Annotated in this window: 13 protein-coding genes; 6 read left to right on the top strand and 7 right to left on the bottom strand. The window is 70.5% G+C overall.

The window, feature by feature from the left end; genetic code table 11:
- Positions 1–109: 109 nt before the first annotated feature.
- From WMF34_RS07155 to WMF34_RS07130, 6 genes are all read right to left on the bottom strand, one after another.
- The gene (locus WMF34_RS07155; protein ID WP_231864725.1) at positions 110–2257 is read right to left on the bottom strand and encodes a TonB-dependent receptor plug domain-containing protein; all 2148 of its coding nucleotides are present in this window, start codon (positions 2255–2257) and stop codon (positions 110–112) included.
- 102 nt (positions 2258–2359) lie between these two features.
- Positions 2360–5209 carry a response regulator gene (locus WMF34_RS07150; RefSeq protein WP_437992824.1) on the bottom strand — a complete coding sequence of 950 codons (2850 nt, stop codon included), beginning with the start codon at positions 5207–5209 and terminating at the stop codon, positions 2360–2362.
- A gap of 5 nt (positions 5210–5214) precedes the next feature.
- Positions 5215–5676, bottom strand: a complete 462-nt coding sequence (locus tag WMF34_RS07145; protein ID WP_012233980.1) for a response regulator — start codon at positions 5674–5676, stop codon at positions 5215–5217.
- Between the two features lie 167 nt (positions 5677–5843).
- Positions 5844–6881, bottom strand: a complete 1038-nt coding sequence (locus tag WMF34_RS07140) for a hypothetical protein (RefSeq protein ID WP_012233979.1) — start codon at positions 6879–6881, stop codon at positions 5844–5846.
- Positions 6872–7474, bottom strand: coding sequence for a hypothetical protein (locus tag WMF34_RS07135; protein WP_437992823.1), 603 nt, complete (start codon positions 7472–7474; stop codon positions 6872–6874). Before WMF34_RS07135 ends, WMF34_RS07140 begins: the two co-directional genes overlap by 10 nt.
- A 1292-nt stretch (positions 7475–8766) precedes the next feature.
- Positions 8767–10062, bottom strand: a complete 1296-nt coding sequence (locus tag WMF34_RS07130) for a hypothetical protein (RefSeq protein WP_437992822.1) — start codon at positions 10060–10062, stop codon at positions 8767–8769.
- 108 nt (positions 10063–10170) lie between these two features.
- On the opposite strand from WMF34_RS07130, the gene WMF34_RS07125 reads away from it, so the two are divergent.
- Genes WMF34_RS07125 through WMF34_RS07110 form a run of 4 tightly spaced genes read left to right on the top strand, consistent with a single transcriptional unit; the run spans position 10171 to position 12879 of the window.
- Positions 10171–10329 (top strand): hypothetical protein, encoded by a 159-nt coding sequence (locus WMF34_RS07125; protein WP_437992821.1) that lies wholly within the window; start codon positions 10171–10173, stop codon positions 10327–10329.
- Positions 10326–10952, top strand: a complete 627-nt coding sequence (locus tag WMF34_RS07120; RefSeq protein ID WP_012233975.1) for an RNA polymerase sigma factor — start codon at positions 10326–10328, stop codon at positions 10950–10952. Before WMF34_RS07125 ends, WMF34_RS07120 begins: the two co-directional genes overlap by 4 nt.
- Positions 10945–11850: a hypothetical protein gene (locus tag WMF34_RS07115; protein ID WP_437992820.1), complete on the top strand. Its 906-nt coding sequence runs from the start codon at positions 10945–10947 to the stop codon at positions 11848–11850. Before WMF34_RS07120 ends, WMF34_RS07115 begins: the two co-directional genes overlap by 8 nt.
- Positions 11851–11859: 9 nt before the next feature.
- Entirely contained in the window at positions 11860–12879 is a 1020-nt protein-coding gene (locus tag WMF34_RS07110) for a hypothetical protein (protein WP_437992819.1), read from the top strand.
- A 3-nt stretch (positions 12880–12882) separates the two neighbouring features.
- On the opposite strand, the gene WMF34_RS07105 is transcribed toward WMF34_RS07110, so the two are convergent.
- Positions 12883–13758: a LamG domain-containing protein gene (locus WMF34_RS07105; RefSeq protein ID WP_437992818.1), complete on the bottom strand. Its 876-nt coding sequence runs from the start codon at positions 13756–13758 to the stop codon at positions 12883–12885.
- Positions 13759–14113: 355 nt separating this feature from the next.
- Between WMF34_RS07105 and WMF34_RS07100 the strand changes: the two genes are divergently transcribed.
- Positions 14114–15568: a DUF1592 domain-containing protein gene (locus WMF34_RS07100; RefSeq protein WP_437992817.1), complete on the top strand. Its 1455-nt coding sequence runs from the start codon at positions 14114–14116 to the stop codon at positions 15566–15568.
- Positions 15569–15638: 70 nt separating this feature from the next.
- Entirely contained in the window at positions 15639–17216 is a 1578-nt protein-coding gene (locus WMF34_RS07095) for a DUF1552 domain-containing protein (protein WP_437992816.1), read from the top strand.
- Positions 17217–17283: the final 67 nt, after the last annotated feature.

The raw sequence follows: 17283 nt of genomic DNA, 5'->3' as shown, positions 1-17283 counted from the left end.
GCGTCCTTGGCGGTTTTTCTGCTGATCCGGGGCGACTTCCCGCAGTAGAGCTACCTGGCGGCTGAGCCCGTATCCCACGAATCCGCTCCCCGCTATAGAGCGGTGCAGCTTAGTAACGGTGCCGCAGCTCGAAGAAGATCTCGCGCGGCGCCAGCGGGTACTCGAAGCCCGAGAACCCGGGATCCGGGCCGAAGGTGCCGAGGATGTTCTTGGCGCGCACGGCCAGGGTCGTCTCGTGCCCCGGGATGATCCACAGGTTGCGCGCGACCAGGCTGGCGTTCCACTTGAGGTACGTGGGCAGCTCGAACGCGCCGCCGGCCTCCAGGGTGCTCGCCTCCGCGGACTGCCGGGGCCCGACGAGGATCCCTTGCGTCGAGAGCTCCAGCGGCACGGAGCTCGGCGACGGCAGCTTCACATAGGCGCCGGCGCGGGCGATCCAGCTCGGGTAGGCGACCATCGACGAGCCGACCAGATCCGCCTGGTACCCCACCTGGCCGGAGTCCCGGGTGGAGTGCACGGTCTCGAACGACCCGTAGCCCCCGAAGGCGTCGCCGTGCCGCAGCTCGGCGCGGGTCGCCCAGATCAAGGACTTCTGGCTGGCGATGTTCAGGGCCGTCTGGTTGATGCCCCGCGGAACGAACTCCGCCTTGTCGTTCAAGAGGCTGTACGACACCCCCGTGCTCGCCGAGGCCCAGACAGCAGGCCTCCACGTCAGCTCCGCGTCCACGGTGTGGATGAGCTGAGGCGACAGGCGCGCGTTCCCGATCACGTCGCCCGGCACGAGGGGCTCGGCGAAGAGCAAATACGGGGACGGCGCCTTGAAGGCGCTGCCGTACAGCAGCTTGGCCACGACCGTCTTTCCCAGGTGCGAGGTCGCCCCGAACCGACCGGTCAGCTGATTGCCATACTTGCTGTGGTGATCGTAGCGGAGCCCGCCCGTGACCTTCAGCCACGGATCGAGCACCTTGAGGTTGGCGCTAAGGAGCGCCCCGACGTCGACCAGCTCGGCCGATTGCTGCTCCCGCTCCGGCGAGCCGAAGGACTGCTTCGTTTCCTTGGTGACCCGGCGGAAGGACGGCATGTCCTCCTTGTCGTAGACGGACTCCAGATTCAATATCAGGTTGAATCGGTCCCACGGCATCCACCGGGCCTCGACGCTCGCGTCCACGCCGCGATACGCCATGCGCCGCTCGATGTAGTACCAGCCGCCGGCGACGTCGATGCGGTCGTCCGGCAGGACGCCACCCTGGAAGTACATCCCCTGCACCGCGAACGCGAGCTCCCGGTTCAGCTGGTAAAGCCCGTCGACCGCCACGCGACGCTGCTGGAGGCTGATCACCGTGCCGGCGCGGTTCCCCTCGTCGTCCGTCCCGCCGGTGAGCTGTGCCCATTGCGCAAAATCCCCGCCGCGCCGGAGACCTGACCAGTACGCGCTGAGCACGAGGTGGTGCCCGCGCTCGGGATGGCGATACCCGAGCCGCGCCCCGACGACCCCCGACATGCGCTCGAGGTTCTGGGCGTCCAGGCGCCCCGCGTTGTAGGGCGGGATGAGGGGCGCCGGGGACTGGTTAGGCATCTCCAGGCCACTCCGATCATCGAGCTCCCCCGCGGCCGTCAGCATCATCTCGAAGCGGTCGGTGAACATGCCGCCCACGATGTCGAAACGGCCGCGCGGGTGGTCCTTCGTCACGCCGACCTGCACCGTGCCGTCGACGAAGGGGATGTCCTCCGGATCGAGGGTGATGATGTTGACGACCCCGAGGAACGCATCGGCGCCATAGAGCGCCGATGCCGGACCACGGACGATCTCGATCTGCTTGATGGCCGACAGCGGGATCAGCTCCGTGCCCAGCCAGTTGCCGCTGGTGGTCCGGAACGCCGCCGATCGCCCGTTGATCATCACCTTGATCCCGCCGCTCTCGGCCCCCAGCCCGCCCGTCATCCCCTGCACGCCGGCGTTCGGCAGGATGTGGTCGTCGATGAGATAGAACCCGACGACGTGCTCCAGCACCTCGCCGACGCTCGTGTATCCCCAGCGCTGGATCTCTTCCGCGGTGATCGCCGTCATGATGGCGGGCGCGTCGTCGAGGGTCTCCAGCGTCTTGGTGGCAGTGGACACCTCGACGTCGAGCAGCCTCAGGAGGTCGACATCCTCGAGCGCGTCGTTCCGGCGCTCACCCCCCACCACCTTCGGCGCTCCCGGCGCCGTCGCGGTCGTCGGCTGGGCCCATGCGAGACCGGGGATCGAGGCGATCACCAGCGCAACCATCCACCGGGTTTCGAGTGAGGCAAGCATCATGCGGGTTCAGTGGGCTCCAGACATTCGTCCATCGTCGATTCGGCGCATTCGGCGCGATCGTCACGTCGCCTTGGCGGTCGCGGCGAGCTCCTCCTTCAGCGCAGCGCTCACGGAGTCGAACTCGTCACGTAGCCGCGCGAGATCGCCCGCCTGCGGCAGATCACCTTGGCCCGCGGCGAGCTGCATCTTCTCCGCCAGCTCCGCGACGCGCGACGCGCCGATCGAGAGCATGCTGCCCTTCAGCTTGTGAGCGTTCGCCTTGATCTCTGCAGCCACCGCGCTCCGGATGACCGCCTCCAGGCCGTCGAGCTGCGCCGGCACGTTCTTGAGGACGAGCTCGATCAGCTTCCGCGAGCGCGGGACCTCCGGGTCGAGCACCGGCACGCGCGCCGCCTCCAGCTCGGGGACGGAGGGAGACGGCGACGACCCAGGCTCGTCCCGGCTCAGGACCACGTGCCGCCACAACGTCTTCTGCAGAGATTGAGGGCGCACCGGCTTGGCAAGATAGTCGTCCATCCCCGCCGCGAGCACCCGATCCCGCTCGCCGACGAGCGCGTGCGCCGTCAGCGCGATGATCACCGTGTGGCGATTCCTCGAGCGCTCCCAGGCGCGGATCTCCTGGGTGGCGGTGTACCCGTCCATCACGGGCATCTGGCAATCCATGAGCACGGCGACGTACCGCTTTCGCTTGACGCACTCGAGCGCCTCCTGGCCGTTGCACGCGGTCTCCACGCGCAGCCCCAGCTGCTCGACCTGCTCCATCGCCACGTAGCGGTTGATCTCGTTGTCATCGACGACCAGCACGGGGAGCTTGCTCGCGATCTTACCCGGCTCCGCGCCGGGCTTGCTGGGCGGCGGGGTCGAGGCGCCCGTGAGCGCGCTCTGCAGCGTGTTGTACAGCTCGGAGACGCGGAGCGGCTTGGGGAGCTGCGTGACCATGCTGGAGTCCATCCCGCTCAACGTCACGCTCGATCCCATGTGATAGAGCGCCACCACGGGCAACGTCTGCAGCGCCGGGACCGACTGGATGGTCCTGAGGAACTCCTCGAGGCCGAGGTCGTCCATCTGGACACCGACGACGGCGGCGCTGAACGGCCGCTTCTCCAGCACCGCGAGCTCGAGCCGGTTGATCGCGTCCCTCCCGGAGGCCGCGGACTCGGCGTCGAAGCCCCAGGCCACCAGGTGCTCCACCACGACGTCGCGCCAGCTCCTGCTGTTCTCCACCACGAGCGCGCGGCGCCCGCTCGCCCACTCGGCGGAGCGGATCTGCTCGCCTCCGGCCGTGACGCCGACCCTGATCGTGAACCAGAACCGGCTGCCCTGCCCCGGCGTGCTGTCGAGGCCGACCTCGCCGCCCATGACCTCGACGAGGCGCTTGCTGATCGCGAGCCCGAGGCCCGTGCCGCCGTGCTTGCGGACCAGCGAGCCGTCCACCTGCGAGAAGGCGGCGAAGAGCTTCTTCTGGTCGTCGGGCGCGATGCCGGGGCCGGTGTCCACCACGGCGAGCTTGATGAGCGCCGTGGCCTTGTCCTGCTGAGAGGTCGAGGCGTCGATCAGCACCTCTCCGCGATCGGTGAACTTGATCGCGTTGCCGACCAGGTTGGTGAGCACCTGGCGGAACCGGTCGGGATCGCCCACGACGCCCGTGGGGACGCGGCGCTCGACGCGGTACACGAGCTCGAGGCCCTTCTCGTGCGCCTGGCTCGCCATCAGCTCCGCGACCTCCTGGATGACGAGGCGCAGATCGAAGGAGACGTGCTGCGCCACGTACTTGCCGGCCTCGAGCTTCGAGAAGTCGAGCACGTCGTTGATGATCGACATCAACGTGTTGGCGGAGGCGTCGACGGTCTCCACGTAACGCCGCATCTTGCCGTCGAGCGACTGGTTCTGCATGAGCCGGATGACCCCGAGGATCCCGTTCATCGGCGTCCGGATCTCGTGGCTCATGTTGGCGAGGAACTCGCTCTTCATCCGGGACGCCTCGAGCGCCTGCTCGGTCTTCACGCGCAGCTCCTCGAACGCCTGCTCGTTCGCCTCGACCATGCTGTTGAAGGCCGATCCGAGCAGCTCGAGCTCGTCGCCGCTCGTGATCTGCACGCGCTCCCACTTCTTCCGATCCGCGATCGGCGATTCGGTCGGCGGCGCGCTCGATCGGAGCCCGGTGGCGATGGCCCCCGCCGCCGTGCGCAGCGCGAGCAGCGGCTCGGTGATGTGGACTGCGACCCGCTTGACGAGGAAATAGCTGGCCGCCCCGCTGCCGAGGATCAGCGCCACGATCAGGCCGAGCGTGGTCACGAGCCGGTTCGCGGCGAGGTCCCGGGCCTGGACCATGCGCTCGACGACGCTCCTCGTGCTGATGCCGTAGATCACGGTCCCGGCGTGGGCCCCCTCCGAGAGGACCGGGGCCGCGACCTCGAGGACGTCCTCCCCGCCCAGGGGGTTCTGCCGCCGCCGCAGCGCGAGCCGGGACTGGTGCGCTGTGCTGATCCCGAGGGACTCCAGGTCCGCCGCGGTGAAGTTCGGCGCCGCCGGGCCGAGCGCGTCCTTCGAGGCGGGCACCCTGGCCAGGCCGCTCGCCGCCCAGACCCGGTTCTCCGCGTCGAAGAACACCCCGTAGGCGATGTCGTTGTTCTCCGAGACGGTCTGGTGAATGAGCGCCTTGACATCCCCGAAGAGGTTGTCCGCCACCAGGCTGCGCAAGGCCAGCGCCTGATTGAAGCCGAGCAGGCGCGCCTTCTCTTCCAGACCGCTCAGGAGCTCCTGCTCACGCTTGGCCTGGACCGCGCGATCCGTCGAATAGATGAGCGCGCCGCTCGCGAGCAGCGTGGTGCCCCCGAGCAGCAGCAGCGCGCCCAGGATCAGGCGCAGCAGCTTGATGCGGAGCGAGCCGTGGGTGTTCGGGGTTGCCATGCACTCTACTTTGGACGCCTCATCGAGGGCGGCGGGTTAGAGGAGGACGACGCCGCGGAAGACCCCGCAGACGAAGGCGGCGGCGGGCTGGTCTTCCCGGCGCGCGCGGCCACCGCGCGCTCGACCGCCGGCGCCAGCGCGACGTGCAGCTTCGCCTTCGAGACGATGCCGTCGGCGCCGACCTTCTCGCCGATCGCGCTCAGCTTGTCGATATCACAGCTGGAGACGAGGACGATACCCAGGTTCGAGAGCTGCGCGTTGTCGCGGAGCAGCTTCGCCAGCTTGTCGCCGTTGATGGTCGGCATGTTGATGTCGAGCGCGACCACGGAGATCTTGTCTCGCTTGATGACGGCCGTCGCGCCGATGGGCGTGGCGAGCTCGACCACATCGAAGCCGGCCCTGACCAGGACGGCGCGCATCGCCTCGCGAGCGATCTCGTCGTCATCGATCACGAGCACCCGGATCATGACGGCGCGCTCCAGGGACGGCAGCTACGCGTGCGACGCTCTCCATGCGACGAGCAGATGGCAGGCGAGCCCGGGAGCTCGATGGTTCGAGCTCGCCCGTCGCATCGTGACCATGTGCCCGGTTGGAAAGGTAATCGCACGGCGCCTCCATTTCCCCCGATACACGCTCACCTACCGATGAGAAAGTCAACCTGGCCGAACTGACTGGAATTCAGGCCGAAGCGCCGCGCGAGCCTCACGTCGACCAGGCGTTTCACCGAGATGGGCAGGCGGACGCCCGACGACCGGAGCTTCCAGTCGGCGTCCGCGAGCTCGTAGAGGAGATCCGCCGCTTGCACCGCGAGCGCCTGGGTGTCGGGGATGGCAGCGAACGTCCCGAACTCCGCGTGCTCGTTCACGAGCGAACGCACGGCCACGACCACCGGCGCGCCGAGCCGGTCCACGTAGGGCAGCCAGACGTTGGTCAAGAACCTCGGGCTCAGGAGGCCATTGTCGTTCGGCAGCCAGATCGCGTCGACCTTCGCCCGCTGGAGGTTCACGAGCGCGGCGCGGAGGTCCTGCGCCCGTGGCTTGTTCGAGAGCTCCTCCTTGACGAAGGTCAGCTTCTCGACGTGCATGAGCGCTTCCTGTCGCGCGATGTGGTCCGCGAAGCCCCGGCGGTAGACGACGCCGACCCGATGAGCGTCGAGGCCCAGCGTCCGCAGGCCCACCATGGCCGTGACCGCCGGCACCTCGTAGGAGATGGCGACCGAGTTGGGGACGGTGCGCTGGAGCTCCTCGGCGAAGGACGCCATCAGGATCAGCGCGACCGGCGGGGTCGGGACGGTGCGCGCCCACTCGCGATACAGGAGCACGGTCGAGTTGTTGACCAGCACCACAGCCTGCGGGCGATCGCGGGCGACGATCCGCGCCACGAGGTCGGGGCTCGACTCCTCGCTGCGCAGCAGCGAGATGATGACACGGTGTTCCCCGGACAGCTCGACGCGGAGCGATCTCAGCATGTCGTCGAGCTGCGGATCCGAGGGGGCGATGACGGAGATGACGGGCCTCGCGTCCGGAGGCGGCGGCTTGAGCGTCGGCGCCGGGTCGCTGGCGACGGGTGTCGCCGGGCCCGACGAACAGCTCAGGGACAGCACGAGCCCCGCGAGGGCGGAGGCCCGCAGCAGCGAGCGCCGAGAGAGGGGACGCGTCGACCTTACTTCCATTCGTCAACCCCCAGATCGGCCAGCACGTGTTTCGGAAGCCTCCGGATCGCGCCCTCCACCGGCTGGCGCTCGCTCAGGAACGTGACCGCCACCAGCCCGACCTTCGCCGTCGAGAGGCTGAGGATCGTGAACGTCATCTTGCTTCTCGACTCGAAGTCAGAACGAAATCGCTCGGGGAGGAGGACCGCATCAGCCGTCTGGAACTGGAGCAGCTGCAGAAGATCTTCGATCTTCGTGACGCGCTGGACCTCGGGCGCGGTGCTCACACCCAGCAGCCCGGCGACGAACTTAGGGAGCGATTTCCGTTCGACCAGATCGACGATCCCGTATCTGAGACCGGAGAGCATCTCCTTGGTCAGCGCCCTCGTCGAGACCAGGAGGTACTGCTCCGCGTCGCTCCCCGCCTTCATGCCCTGGATGTCGGCGGTCCGATTGAGCGAAGCCAGGACCGGCTTTGGCGAGAGGGCCGCGTCGGGCGGGCTCGACTCGAGCGCGGCTTTGAAATCGCTCAACTTTCCGAACACGGTGACATCGACGCCGGGCATCGACTCCTCGATCTTCTGCTCGAGGGCGCGAGCGCGGAGCGGTGTCACCGCATACACATAGAGCGTGGCAACGGGCCCAGCCGTGATAGGCGGGCTGAGCAGCAGAAGACAGCACCCGATGAGCAGAGCCGCCGCGACCAGGGCCGCCGGCGCGCGCGTCGAGCGGAGCCCCCGGTGAAGCGGAACTCCGGTCCTGTCGGGCCAAGCGCGCTCGGCGAGAGTCCTGAGGAGTGAGCGAGATCCCCCGTGCCGAACCGGAGGAGCCGCGCGGTTATTTCGTGGCACCCACGATGATGCCCACCGGGTTGCGATTCGCGCCCGACACACGAGGTGCCCCACGGCCCGCTCGACCGCCGATCGCCGTGCCCCCGTGGAGCGCCTGCAGCTCGTTTCCACCAGGCTCATGTCCTCCCGGTCATCATGGGTAGGGAGCGTAGCCGATGGCCAACCCTCTTTGTCAAGCGCCCCCTGGGAGGCGCCCCCGCGGTCCCACCGAGCTTGGCGAAAGGGGGACGCCGGAGAGGGTGGCGACACCCGACGGCCGCTCCCCCGCCAGAAGCCGGCCAGCAGGACCACGCCGGCGCTGCCGAGCACGCCAAATACCGTGGCGAGCGCTTGACACGCTCCTCACGCACCTCGGTCTCAGGGCTCGATCTCGCGTCCCAGGAGCGGCATGCCTCCCGCAGCGCGTAAGCAAGAGATGGCGCCTCCGAGAAACCAGCAGATGGCGCCCTGGATTCGCGCGACACATCATGCCTCGTCAACCTACATGGTGAGCGATGGTGCATCGTGATGTTCGGTAATTTTACCTTGTCATGCACAAACTACGGAATCCATGGGCGCGCCTTCGCTCCCTGCCACCGAGCTCGAAAGCTCGCGCGTCGCGCTCGATCTACTTACCGCTTGCGTACCGCTGGCGCTCTACTGATGGCGCGTGGCGCTCTGCCGCTGGCGCTCTCCTGCTGGCGCAGGACGATCGTGGCGTCCATCTCTCCGGTGCGGTGTCCCGCCAACAATCGCCCCGACAACGGGATTGTAGTCCATCGGGTCGCTACACAGCAACCCTCGCGAGCCGCGGTCGCACGGCCGAGGTGTCGCGGATCACAGCGGATGGCGCGCAGCAGAGGCGCTGGCGCCGAGCGCCGCGCAGACGTGAGGCAGGGCCCCTGCGACTCGGCGTATTTGCAAGGACCTCTCGTGACCTGGGGAACGAAGGTTCCACTCGAGGGGCACTCGGCCAGCGGACGCGCAAACCGCTGCCCGCCGCTGCCCGGAGCGCCGGGCGAGCGGAGCGGCTCGACCGGCGAGGCGGCGCGCCGCGCTCCGGCGCGCCGCTCGTCTCAGTACCACTCGCTGCCGAGGCCCAGCGTGAAGGTGAATGTCGGCCCCTCTGGCAGGAACACCGGGTGGAGATCCGCGCTGATGGCGAAGCCGCTCCGCCGCGCGCCGCTCCCGGCCAGGCCGCCGAGGATCAGGGCGCCCCGCGCGTGAGCGCCGAAGTACCAGGCCGACGTGCTCTCACAGCCGGCGCTCGGGAGCGGGATGCCGCCCTCCGGGACCTCCGCGCCGCAGGTCGCGACGGCCACGTAATCCATGGAGGGTCCCGCGCCGAGATCGAGGAAGTGGAACAGCGTGAAGCCCGCGAGCACCGAGTTGTAGTCGATGAACCCCGCGTCGAATCCAGCGCTGTTCTCGGTGCTCTCGGGGGTGAGCGTCACCATCGGCGTGTTCTGGTAGTATATCCCGAAATAATGGTTGACCTGGACACCGAGCCGGCCCGAGAGCGCGAAGACGGCCCCCGCGCCCGTGGGTGACTCGATGATCCCGCCGCCGAGCGTCGTACCGAAACGAAAGCGCATCCCGTCCTTCTCGTCGTCCTCGGGCTCCTTCGGTTTCTCCTCGGGAGCGGGCGGAACCGGCGCCGGCGGCTCCGGAGCGGGCGTGCGCGCGGCCGGCGCGGCCCGCGGCGCGGGCGGCGGTGCAGGCGCTGGCGCGGGCGGCGGTGCAGGCGCAGGAGTCGACCGCGGCGCGGGCGCAGGCCGCGGCGCAGGCGGCACCGGCGTGGGAGATGGCGGCGGGAACGGCATGGGAGCGGGCGCAGGCGCAGGCGCAGGCTGCACCGGAATCGGCGCAGGCGCGGGAGCAGGCGCGGGCGCCGGCTGCACCGGAATCGGCGCAGGCGCGGGCGCCGGCTGCACCGGTGCCGGCGCGGGCGCCGGCTGCACCGGTGCCGGCGCGGGCGCCGGCTGCACCGGTGCCGGCGCGGGCGCTGGCGCTGGTGCGGGCGCAGGCGCGGGCGGCACCGGTGTCGGCGCAGGAGACGGCGGCGGTGCTGGCTGCGCGGAGGCAGACGGGAGCGGCTCTGGAGGAGGCGGCGGCGGGACGGGAGCGTCGCCCTGGGTCAAGGCCGTCGCCGAGACCGCCAATGGAACGGTGAGCGCCGCGAGCGCGGCAAGCCAGCGAGGGGGTGTCATCCGGTCTTCCTCGATGCGCTCCTCGCGGCCGTCAAGCGCGCGGAGGTGCGCGCTGTCGGTCGCGGTGCGCCGCAGCGGATGATCCGCCCGCGAGCCGTGGAGCGCCAGCCCATCGACGACCGCCCGATGAACGTCGCCCCCCGTCCCTCCACTTTCCTTCACGAAACGCGGCGGCTCCGGTCACCAGCCCCTCGATCCATGCGCCGAGCTCGCCAAGCCCTCCGCTGCGGTATCAGCCCCCTGCCCGGGATCCTCTTCTCCGCGGCTTGCGTGGAGGAAACGCTCCCCCCAGAGGCGACCGCGGGCGGCAGCACTGGAAATCTCCACGAGACGAGCGGCGCGGGTGAGGGCGGCGCCGCGAGCGCCGAGCTCACAGCGCTCGGCGAGCTCCACGTCTCGCGGCCCTGCGAGGAGGAGCGCAGCCCGTGACGGCCCGCGCGGCGGTCGCTCCGTCGACACCTCCGCCCGCCGGCGCGGTGGCCGCCATCCCCGCGGCCGGCGTGCAGGCCGCGCCGCTCGACTTCGCCGAGGTGTACGAGGAGATGTTCCCCTTCGTCTGGCGGACCGTGCGCCGGCTCGGCGTGGACGCCTCGGCGCACGAGGACGTTTGCCAGGAGGTGTTCGTCGTCGTGCACCGGCGGCTCCCGGAGTTCCTGGGCCGCTCGTCGCTGAAGACCTGGGTCTTCGGGATCGTCGTGAACGTCGTGCAGACGCACCGGCGATCGCTGCGCCGCAAGAGCCCCGCCCACCGCGGGACAGGAGAGACCGTGGATCCCGAGCTGCTCGCGGGGCCCAGCAACCTCAGCCCCTACGAGGCCATGACGAGGGCGGAGGCCGCGCGCGTCGCGCATGAGCTGCTCTCGTCGCTCGACGAGGAGAAGCGCGTGGTGCTCCTCCTCGCCGAGCTGGAAGAGATGCCGGTGGCGGAGATCGCGCGGGGCATCGGGGTGAACGTCAACACCGTGTATGCGCGGCTGAGGGCCGCTCGACAGGCATTTTCCGACGCGGTGCACCGCTACCACGCCAGGATCCGAGGAGGCCGCAATGGATGAGCTGGGGGCCGGGGAGCGAGCGCTCCTGAACGCCCTTCGTGACGAGGACGAGCCGACCGACGACGACAGACGTCGGACGCGCGCGGCCGTGTGGGCGAGGCTCGGCCTCGCAGGGACGGCGGCCACGGCCACGGCCGTGGCCGTGAGCGCCGAGAGCGCCGGAGCCGCCGGCTCCGCGAGCGCCGGCGCGGCCGCGCACGCGGTCGGCCCCGCCGCCGCGAGCATGGCCGCGAGCGCGAGCACCGCGGTCGCAAAAGGCGCGGCCATCACGCTGCTCGGCGCCCCGATGAAGATCGGGCTGGCGGCGCTGGTCGTGGGCCTCGCGACGGGGGCCGCGCTCTACTTGCCGACACCGGGCGAGGCGCCCGATGCGCGACGCGCGCGGGAGGAAGCGGCGGGCGCGGCCGAGGCGCCCCGAGCGGCGCGCGCCGCGCCCTCCAGCGCTCCGAGCGACGGGACGCCTGCGCCCGCCGAGGCGAGCGCCTCCAGCAAGGCCGACGCTCCCGAGGCGTCCGGCGCGCCCGCCGAGCCGAGCGCCGCGGCGGCCGCCGGGGGCGCGGCCGCCGCGGCGCGCGCGACGGCGTCGCGCACGCCCCGGGCGGCGGCCGCCGCGAAGCAGGGCTCCGAGGGGCTCGACGCGGAGATCGCGCTGCTCCGCGACGCGCAGCAGGCGCTGCAGGCGGGCCAGTTCGCGCAGGCGCTCTCGAAGCTCGACGAGCACGCCAGCCGGTACCCGAGGGGCGTGCTCTCGACCGAGCGCGAGGCGTCGCGCGCGATCGCGCTCTGCCGCTCCGGCCGCGCGCCGTCCGGCAGGGCGATCGCGGCGAGGCTGCTCGCGAAGAGCCCGGGCTCGCCGCTCGCGACGCGCGTGCGCGCCGCGTGCGGACAGGAGGAGTAGAGTGCGCGGGTGCACGTCTCGAGGTGGGCGCATGCGCCGTCGATCTTTCCCGCGCTGTTCGTCGCGGCAGGGCTCCTGCCCGCGCGCGCGCTCGCGGCGCCGGCCGAGCCGCGCACCATCGATCTCCGCTGGGAAGCGCCGGCGGGGTGCCCGCCGGTCGACGAGGTCCGGAGCGAGATCGCCCGGCTGCTGGGAGCGTCGGAGCAGCGCCAGCCTATCGAGGTCGAGATCGCGATCGCTCGCGAGCGCGACAAGCGCTACCGGCTCGACCTGCGCATCCGCGCGCCGGCGCCGGGCGAGCGGGTGATCCGTGGCGACGACTGCGCGTCCATGTCGCGGGCAGCGGCGCTGATCGTCGCGATGTCGATCGATCCCGACGCGGTCGCGCGGAGCGCCGCCGCGCAGCCCGCGCCGCCCCAGGCGGTCGCCGCCCCCGCCGCCAGCGCGCCGCGCCCGCCGCCTCTCGCGCCGCGCCGCCGACCTGCCGCGGCAGCGCGGCCGCCCGCTACGGCCGAGCGCGACGTGGAGGGAGCGCTCTGGGTGAGCGCGCAGATCGAGCAGGCGCTCGTCCCCACGATCGGCGTCGGGCTCGCCGCGGGCGGCGGGATCCGCAGCGGCTGGTTCCGCGCGGACGGCGCGGCCGGCGTGGTGCCGTCGAGCTCGAGCCACATCGCGGGGCTGGCTGCAGGCGCCGAGTTCCGGCTCTGGTTCCTCGAGGTCGACGCGTGCGCACTCCCGTTCGAGCGCCCCATCCGCGTCTACGTCTGCGCGCTCGGCCGCCAGCACTGGCTCCGCTCCAGGGGGCGGGACGTCGATGAGCCCTTCACCCTCACGACGCCGATCTTCGCAGCCGGGCTCGGGACGCTGCTCGAATGGCGCATCGCCGCTCCCGTGAGCGTCGAGGGCGCGCTGCACGCCGTCGTCCCGCTGAGGCGGCCCCGCTTCGTCGTCGAGAACCTCGACGGCATCGTCTACCGCCCGCCGGCCGCGGGCCTCAGCGCGCGCCTCGGCCTCGCGCTGGCCTTCTGAGCCTCAGGGCAACTCCGGGCCGGCGCGCCACGCGGCCTCGATCGCGCAGCCGGCCAGCGCCCCGCGGTAGAGGCGCAGCTCGTCGTAACGCCCTCCGAAATACGGATCCTGATCGAACTGGGACCGCCCGAGCCAGTTGTTCGCGTCCTGGATCGCCGAGAGCGGAAAGCCGACAGGCGTGCTGCCGAGGAGCGCGCCGTCGAGGTAAAGCGAAAGGGTCCCCGCCCCGCCGTCGAAGACCGCGGCGAGCTGATGGATCTCGGCGTCATCGAGCGTGGGCGCGGTGGTGACCTGCACCTGACCCGCGGCGCCGCTGTCGCTCGCGAACGCGGCGATACCCGGCGGGTCGAAGCCCGTCGAGGGGGTGATGACGAGGTAGGACCGCCCCACGCTCGAGTCGCCTTCGACGGGATTCTCACCTGTGCTGCCGATGCCGAAATCGACGACGCGCAGGTACGCCCCTCCGCCGTTGCGGGCAACCCACACCATCACGGTGACGTCGCTCGATCCCGTGAGGAGACCCGCGGGCAGATCGACGTAGTCGTCCTCTCCGTCGAGGGTGAGCACCCCTCCGCCGTCGAGGCTCGCGCCGCCGAAGATCTCGCCGTCGGCGCCGCCGACCGTATCGACGACGACCGCCCCCACCCCATCGAACGAGTACCGATGAGCCAGCGACGGCAGCGCATCGCAAGGGTCCGCGCCGCCGCCTCCCGCCTCACCGCCGCCTCCCGCTTCACCGCCGCTTCCCGCCCCACCGCCGCCTCCCGCCCCACCGCCGCTTCCCGCCTCACCACCGCTCAGCGCCCCACCACCACGCCCCCCTTCCCCGCTGCCACGACCACCTTCCCCGCCGCCGCCCACAACCGACGTCGGAGTCATACGCCCCACCGCAATATCCATATCTGCCCCACATCCGGACAGGCCGAGGAGCAGCACCATCATCGTAGTCTTCCGCGCGCACGACACAGGCTGATCCTAGCGCGGGTGTGCGGTCGATTCGATCACGAAAGGCGCGCGCCCCGGCGACGAGGGGGGAGAGTGCTGATTCCACACGCGGGAGCCGACCATGATGTGCCGACTTGACCGAGTGTTCGCAAGTCCCTGGCTCGCCGCCGGGGGATGTCTCTTGAGCATCTCGTGCACTGGCATCCTCGGAGCCGATGACGCTCCGGGACCGGGACAGGACCCCGGAGACGACGCCGTCGTCGCGCCAGGCGGGATGCCTTTGCACCACATGACAGCATCGGAGTACAATAACACGGTCGCCCACCTCCTGGGCACGCGCCTGAGGCCGGCGGACGGGTTCCCGGCCTCCGGCGCGAAGGGCTTCGACGCGAACGCCAGCGCGCTCTCGAGCCTCTCGCAGGTGCTCGTCCAGGGGTATTACGACGCCGCCAAGAACTTGGCGGCCGACGCGTTCTCGAACGAGGCGCAGCGCGCCCAGATCCTCGTGTGCGACCCGGCGGAGGGCACGGGCGACGGGTGCGCGCGCGAGATCATCGAGCGCTTCGGGCTGCGCGCCTTCCGGCGCCCGCTCGAGGCGGCGGAGGTCGACCGGTACGCGGCGCAGTACGACGACGCGCGCACCACCCTCGAGATGTCCCCCGTCGAGGCGGTGCAGCACGTCGTCCGGACCCTGCTGACGTCGCCGAATTTCTTCCTGCGGATCGAGGTCGGCCCCGACTCGAAGCGATCGCCGGGCGCCCTCGGCGGCCATGAAATCGCGTCGCGCCTCTCGTACCTCCTCTGGAGCTCGCTCCCGGACGAGGAGCTCTTCGACGCGGCAGAGAGCGATGCGCTGGCCACCGAGGACGAGCTCCGGGAGCAGGTGGACCGCATGCTGTCCGACCCGAAGAGCGCCGCGTTCTTCCAGAACTTCTTCGGGCAGTGGCTCGGGACCCGCACGCTCCCCAGCCACAGCGTCGACACAGCGCTGTTCCCGGGCTGGAACGACGAGATGAAGGGCGCGATGATCGACCAGGCCAACGCCTATTTCACCGGCTTCACGACCGGCGAGCGGCCGTGGTCCGAGTTCCTCACGGCTCCCCACCCGGAGAGCCCGCTGCTCGCGCCGCTCTACGCGAACGACCCCGAGGCCGGGCGCGCCGGGTTCCTCACGCTCCCCGCGTTCCTCACGCTGTCCTCGCGCGCCGATCGGACCTCTCCCACGTCCCGCGCGAAGACGATCCTGGCGCAGCTCTACTGCGCCGAGCTGGCCCCTCCCGCCGGCGTGGATATCCCGGAGCTCGAGGCCGCGGGAGGCGACACGGGCACCGTCGACAACGTCCGCGAGAAGCTCGAGAAGCACCGCGAGTCGCCCGACTGCGCGGGCTGTCACAACGTCCTCGATCCCATCGGGCTGAGCCTCGAGAACTTCGATGCGATAGGCGCCTACCGGACCGCGTACCCGAACGGCGACGCGGTCGACGCGACAGGCGAGTACGGGGGCGCGGCGTTCCAGGACATCTCGGGCCTCATCCCGGAGCTCCAGAAGGACCCCCAGCTGGGGATCTGCCCCTCCGAGCAGCTCTTCACGTACGCGCTGCGCCGGCGCCCGTTCGGCGGCGACAGGGACGCGCTCGAGGCGATCGCCGCGCGCTGGGAGAAGGGGACGATCGCGGATCTGGTGAAGCAGGTGGTGACCAGCGAGGCGTTCCGCCTCCGTCCAGCGAAGGTCGGGGCGAAGTGAGGCCGCAGGGCGAAGTGAGGCCGCAGGCGCTGTTTCCGCACGGAACCAGGCACGAAGGAGCGATGCGCACATGAAACGCGGAATGACACGCAGGAACCTGTTGCGCGGCGCGGGCGTCTGCCTGGCGCTGCCGTTTCTCGAGAGCCTCGCGCCGCGCAGGGCGCGGGCGGGGGAGCCCGGCACGCCGAAGCGCTTCTTGCTCTGCACCTTCCCGAACGGGGCGCCCCACCACTGGTGGGAGACGGCGCCCGCGTTCGGCAAGACGCTGAAGGGCGCCGATTTCAAGCTGCCGAGGGTGCTCGAGCACTTCGCGCCGGTGAAGTCGAAGATGCTCATGATAAGCCGCCTCGGCAACCACACGTGGAGCAAGGAGCAGAACGCGTTCATCGAGCCGTCCCACTCGCGCTGCATGGCCGCGCTGTCGACCTGCGTGGACGCCGACGAGCTGGGGAGGGCCGCGGGGCAGGACCTCGGCGAGTGGGTGGGCAACGGCGTCTCGGTCGACCAGCTCATCGTCCAGAAGGCAGGCCCGGAGCAGGCGACCCGCATCCCGTCGCTGCAGACGGGGCTCGGGGTGAAGCCCGGCTTCTTCGACGGGCGCAGCTACGCCTACAATCAGGCCGTCTCCTGGAAGAGCCCGCGCGAGCCGCTGAAGCGCTCGGTCAACCCGAAGGCGGTGTTCGACGCCCTCATCAACGCGGGCGCCGCGAGCGCGCCCCCCGTGCCGGGGCAGACCGACGAGCAGGCCAGGATCGAGGCGGAGCGCCGCGCGGCGACCGAGAAGAGCGTCATCGACGCCGTGCTCGCGGACGCGAACTCGCTCATGCGCAAGGTAGGCTCGGACGATCGCAAGATCGTCCAGCAGTACCTGGACGCCCTGCGAGAGACCGAGAAGAACGTGACCCGCGTCCAGTCGACGATGACCCCGTCGAGCCTGGGCTGCAGCCCGATCGGCGAGCCCGGCGTGGTCCCCGAGCCGCCGGGGCAGCAGGAGGGGCTCAACGAGAACGACAGCACGGAAGCCGGCGAGTACAAACACGACGATCACGCGAACGTCATGATCGATCTCATCGTCATGGCCATTCAATGCGACGTGACGCGCGTGATCACCCACATGCTCGACGACGCGCGCTCCGAGTTCGAGTACCGGTGCATCCCGGCCGACGTCCGCGCGAAGGTGGGCCTCGAGTACAGGGCGGGCAGCAGCCTCCATTATCACTCCTGCCAGCACGGCCCCGGCAACCTGGGCGCCACGGACGAGGGCGGCCGCTACGCGGTGGTCGAGGAGAGCAACCTCGATTTCGCGGCCATCAACTGCTGGCTCGGCCAGAAGACAGCGCAGCTCGCGCAGCGGCTCGACGCGATCCCCGAGGGGGATGGGACGGTGCTCGATCACTCGGTGATGGTCTACATGAGCGAGATGCGTACGCACGACCACGACGCGTACGATCTGCCCATCGTCCTCCTGGGCGGCGACGGCGTCTTCCTGAACGACGCGCACGTCGCGTATGGCCCCCTCGGCCAGGATCGCCAGCTCCGCGATCTGTGGTTCACCATCATGAACCAGTACTACGACCTCGGCGTCGCGTCGTTCGGCGAAGATCGCCGCGGCGTGCCGAACGCGCTCCTCGAGGAGATCCTGCGGTAGCTCTGCGGTTCACGGTCTCGATGGATGGGCTCACACCGGAGGTCGAAGCGCGATGTTCGAAAGCCGC

Source organism: Sorangium sp. So ce145, from assembly GCF_051525985.1.
Classification (GTDB): Bacteria; Myxococcota_A; Polyangia; order Polyangiales; family Polyangiaceae; genus Sorangium; species Sorangium cellulosum_B.
The sequence above is the reverse complement of the archived record's forward strand: the minus strand, read 5'-3'. Positions and strand labels throughout refer to the sequence as shown.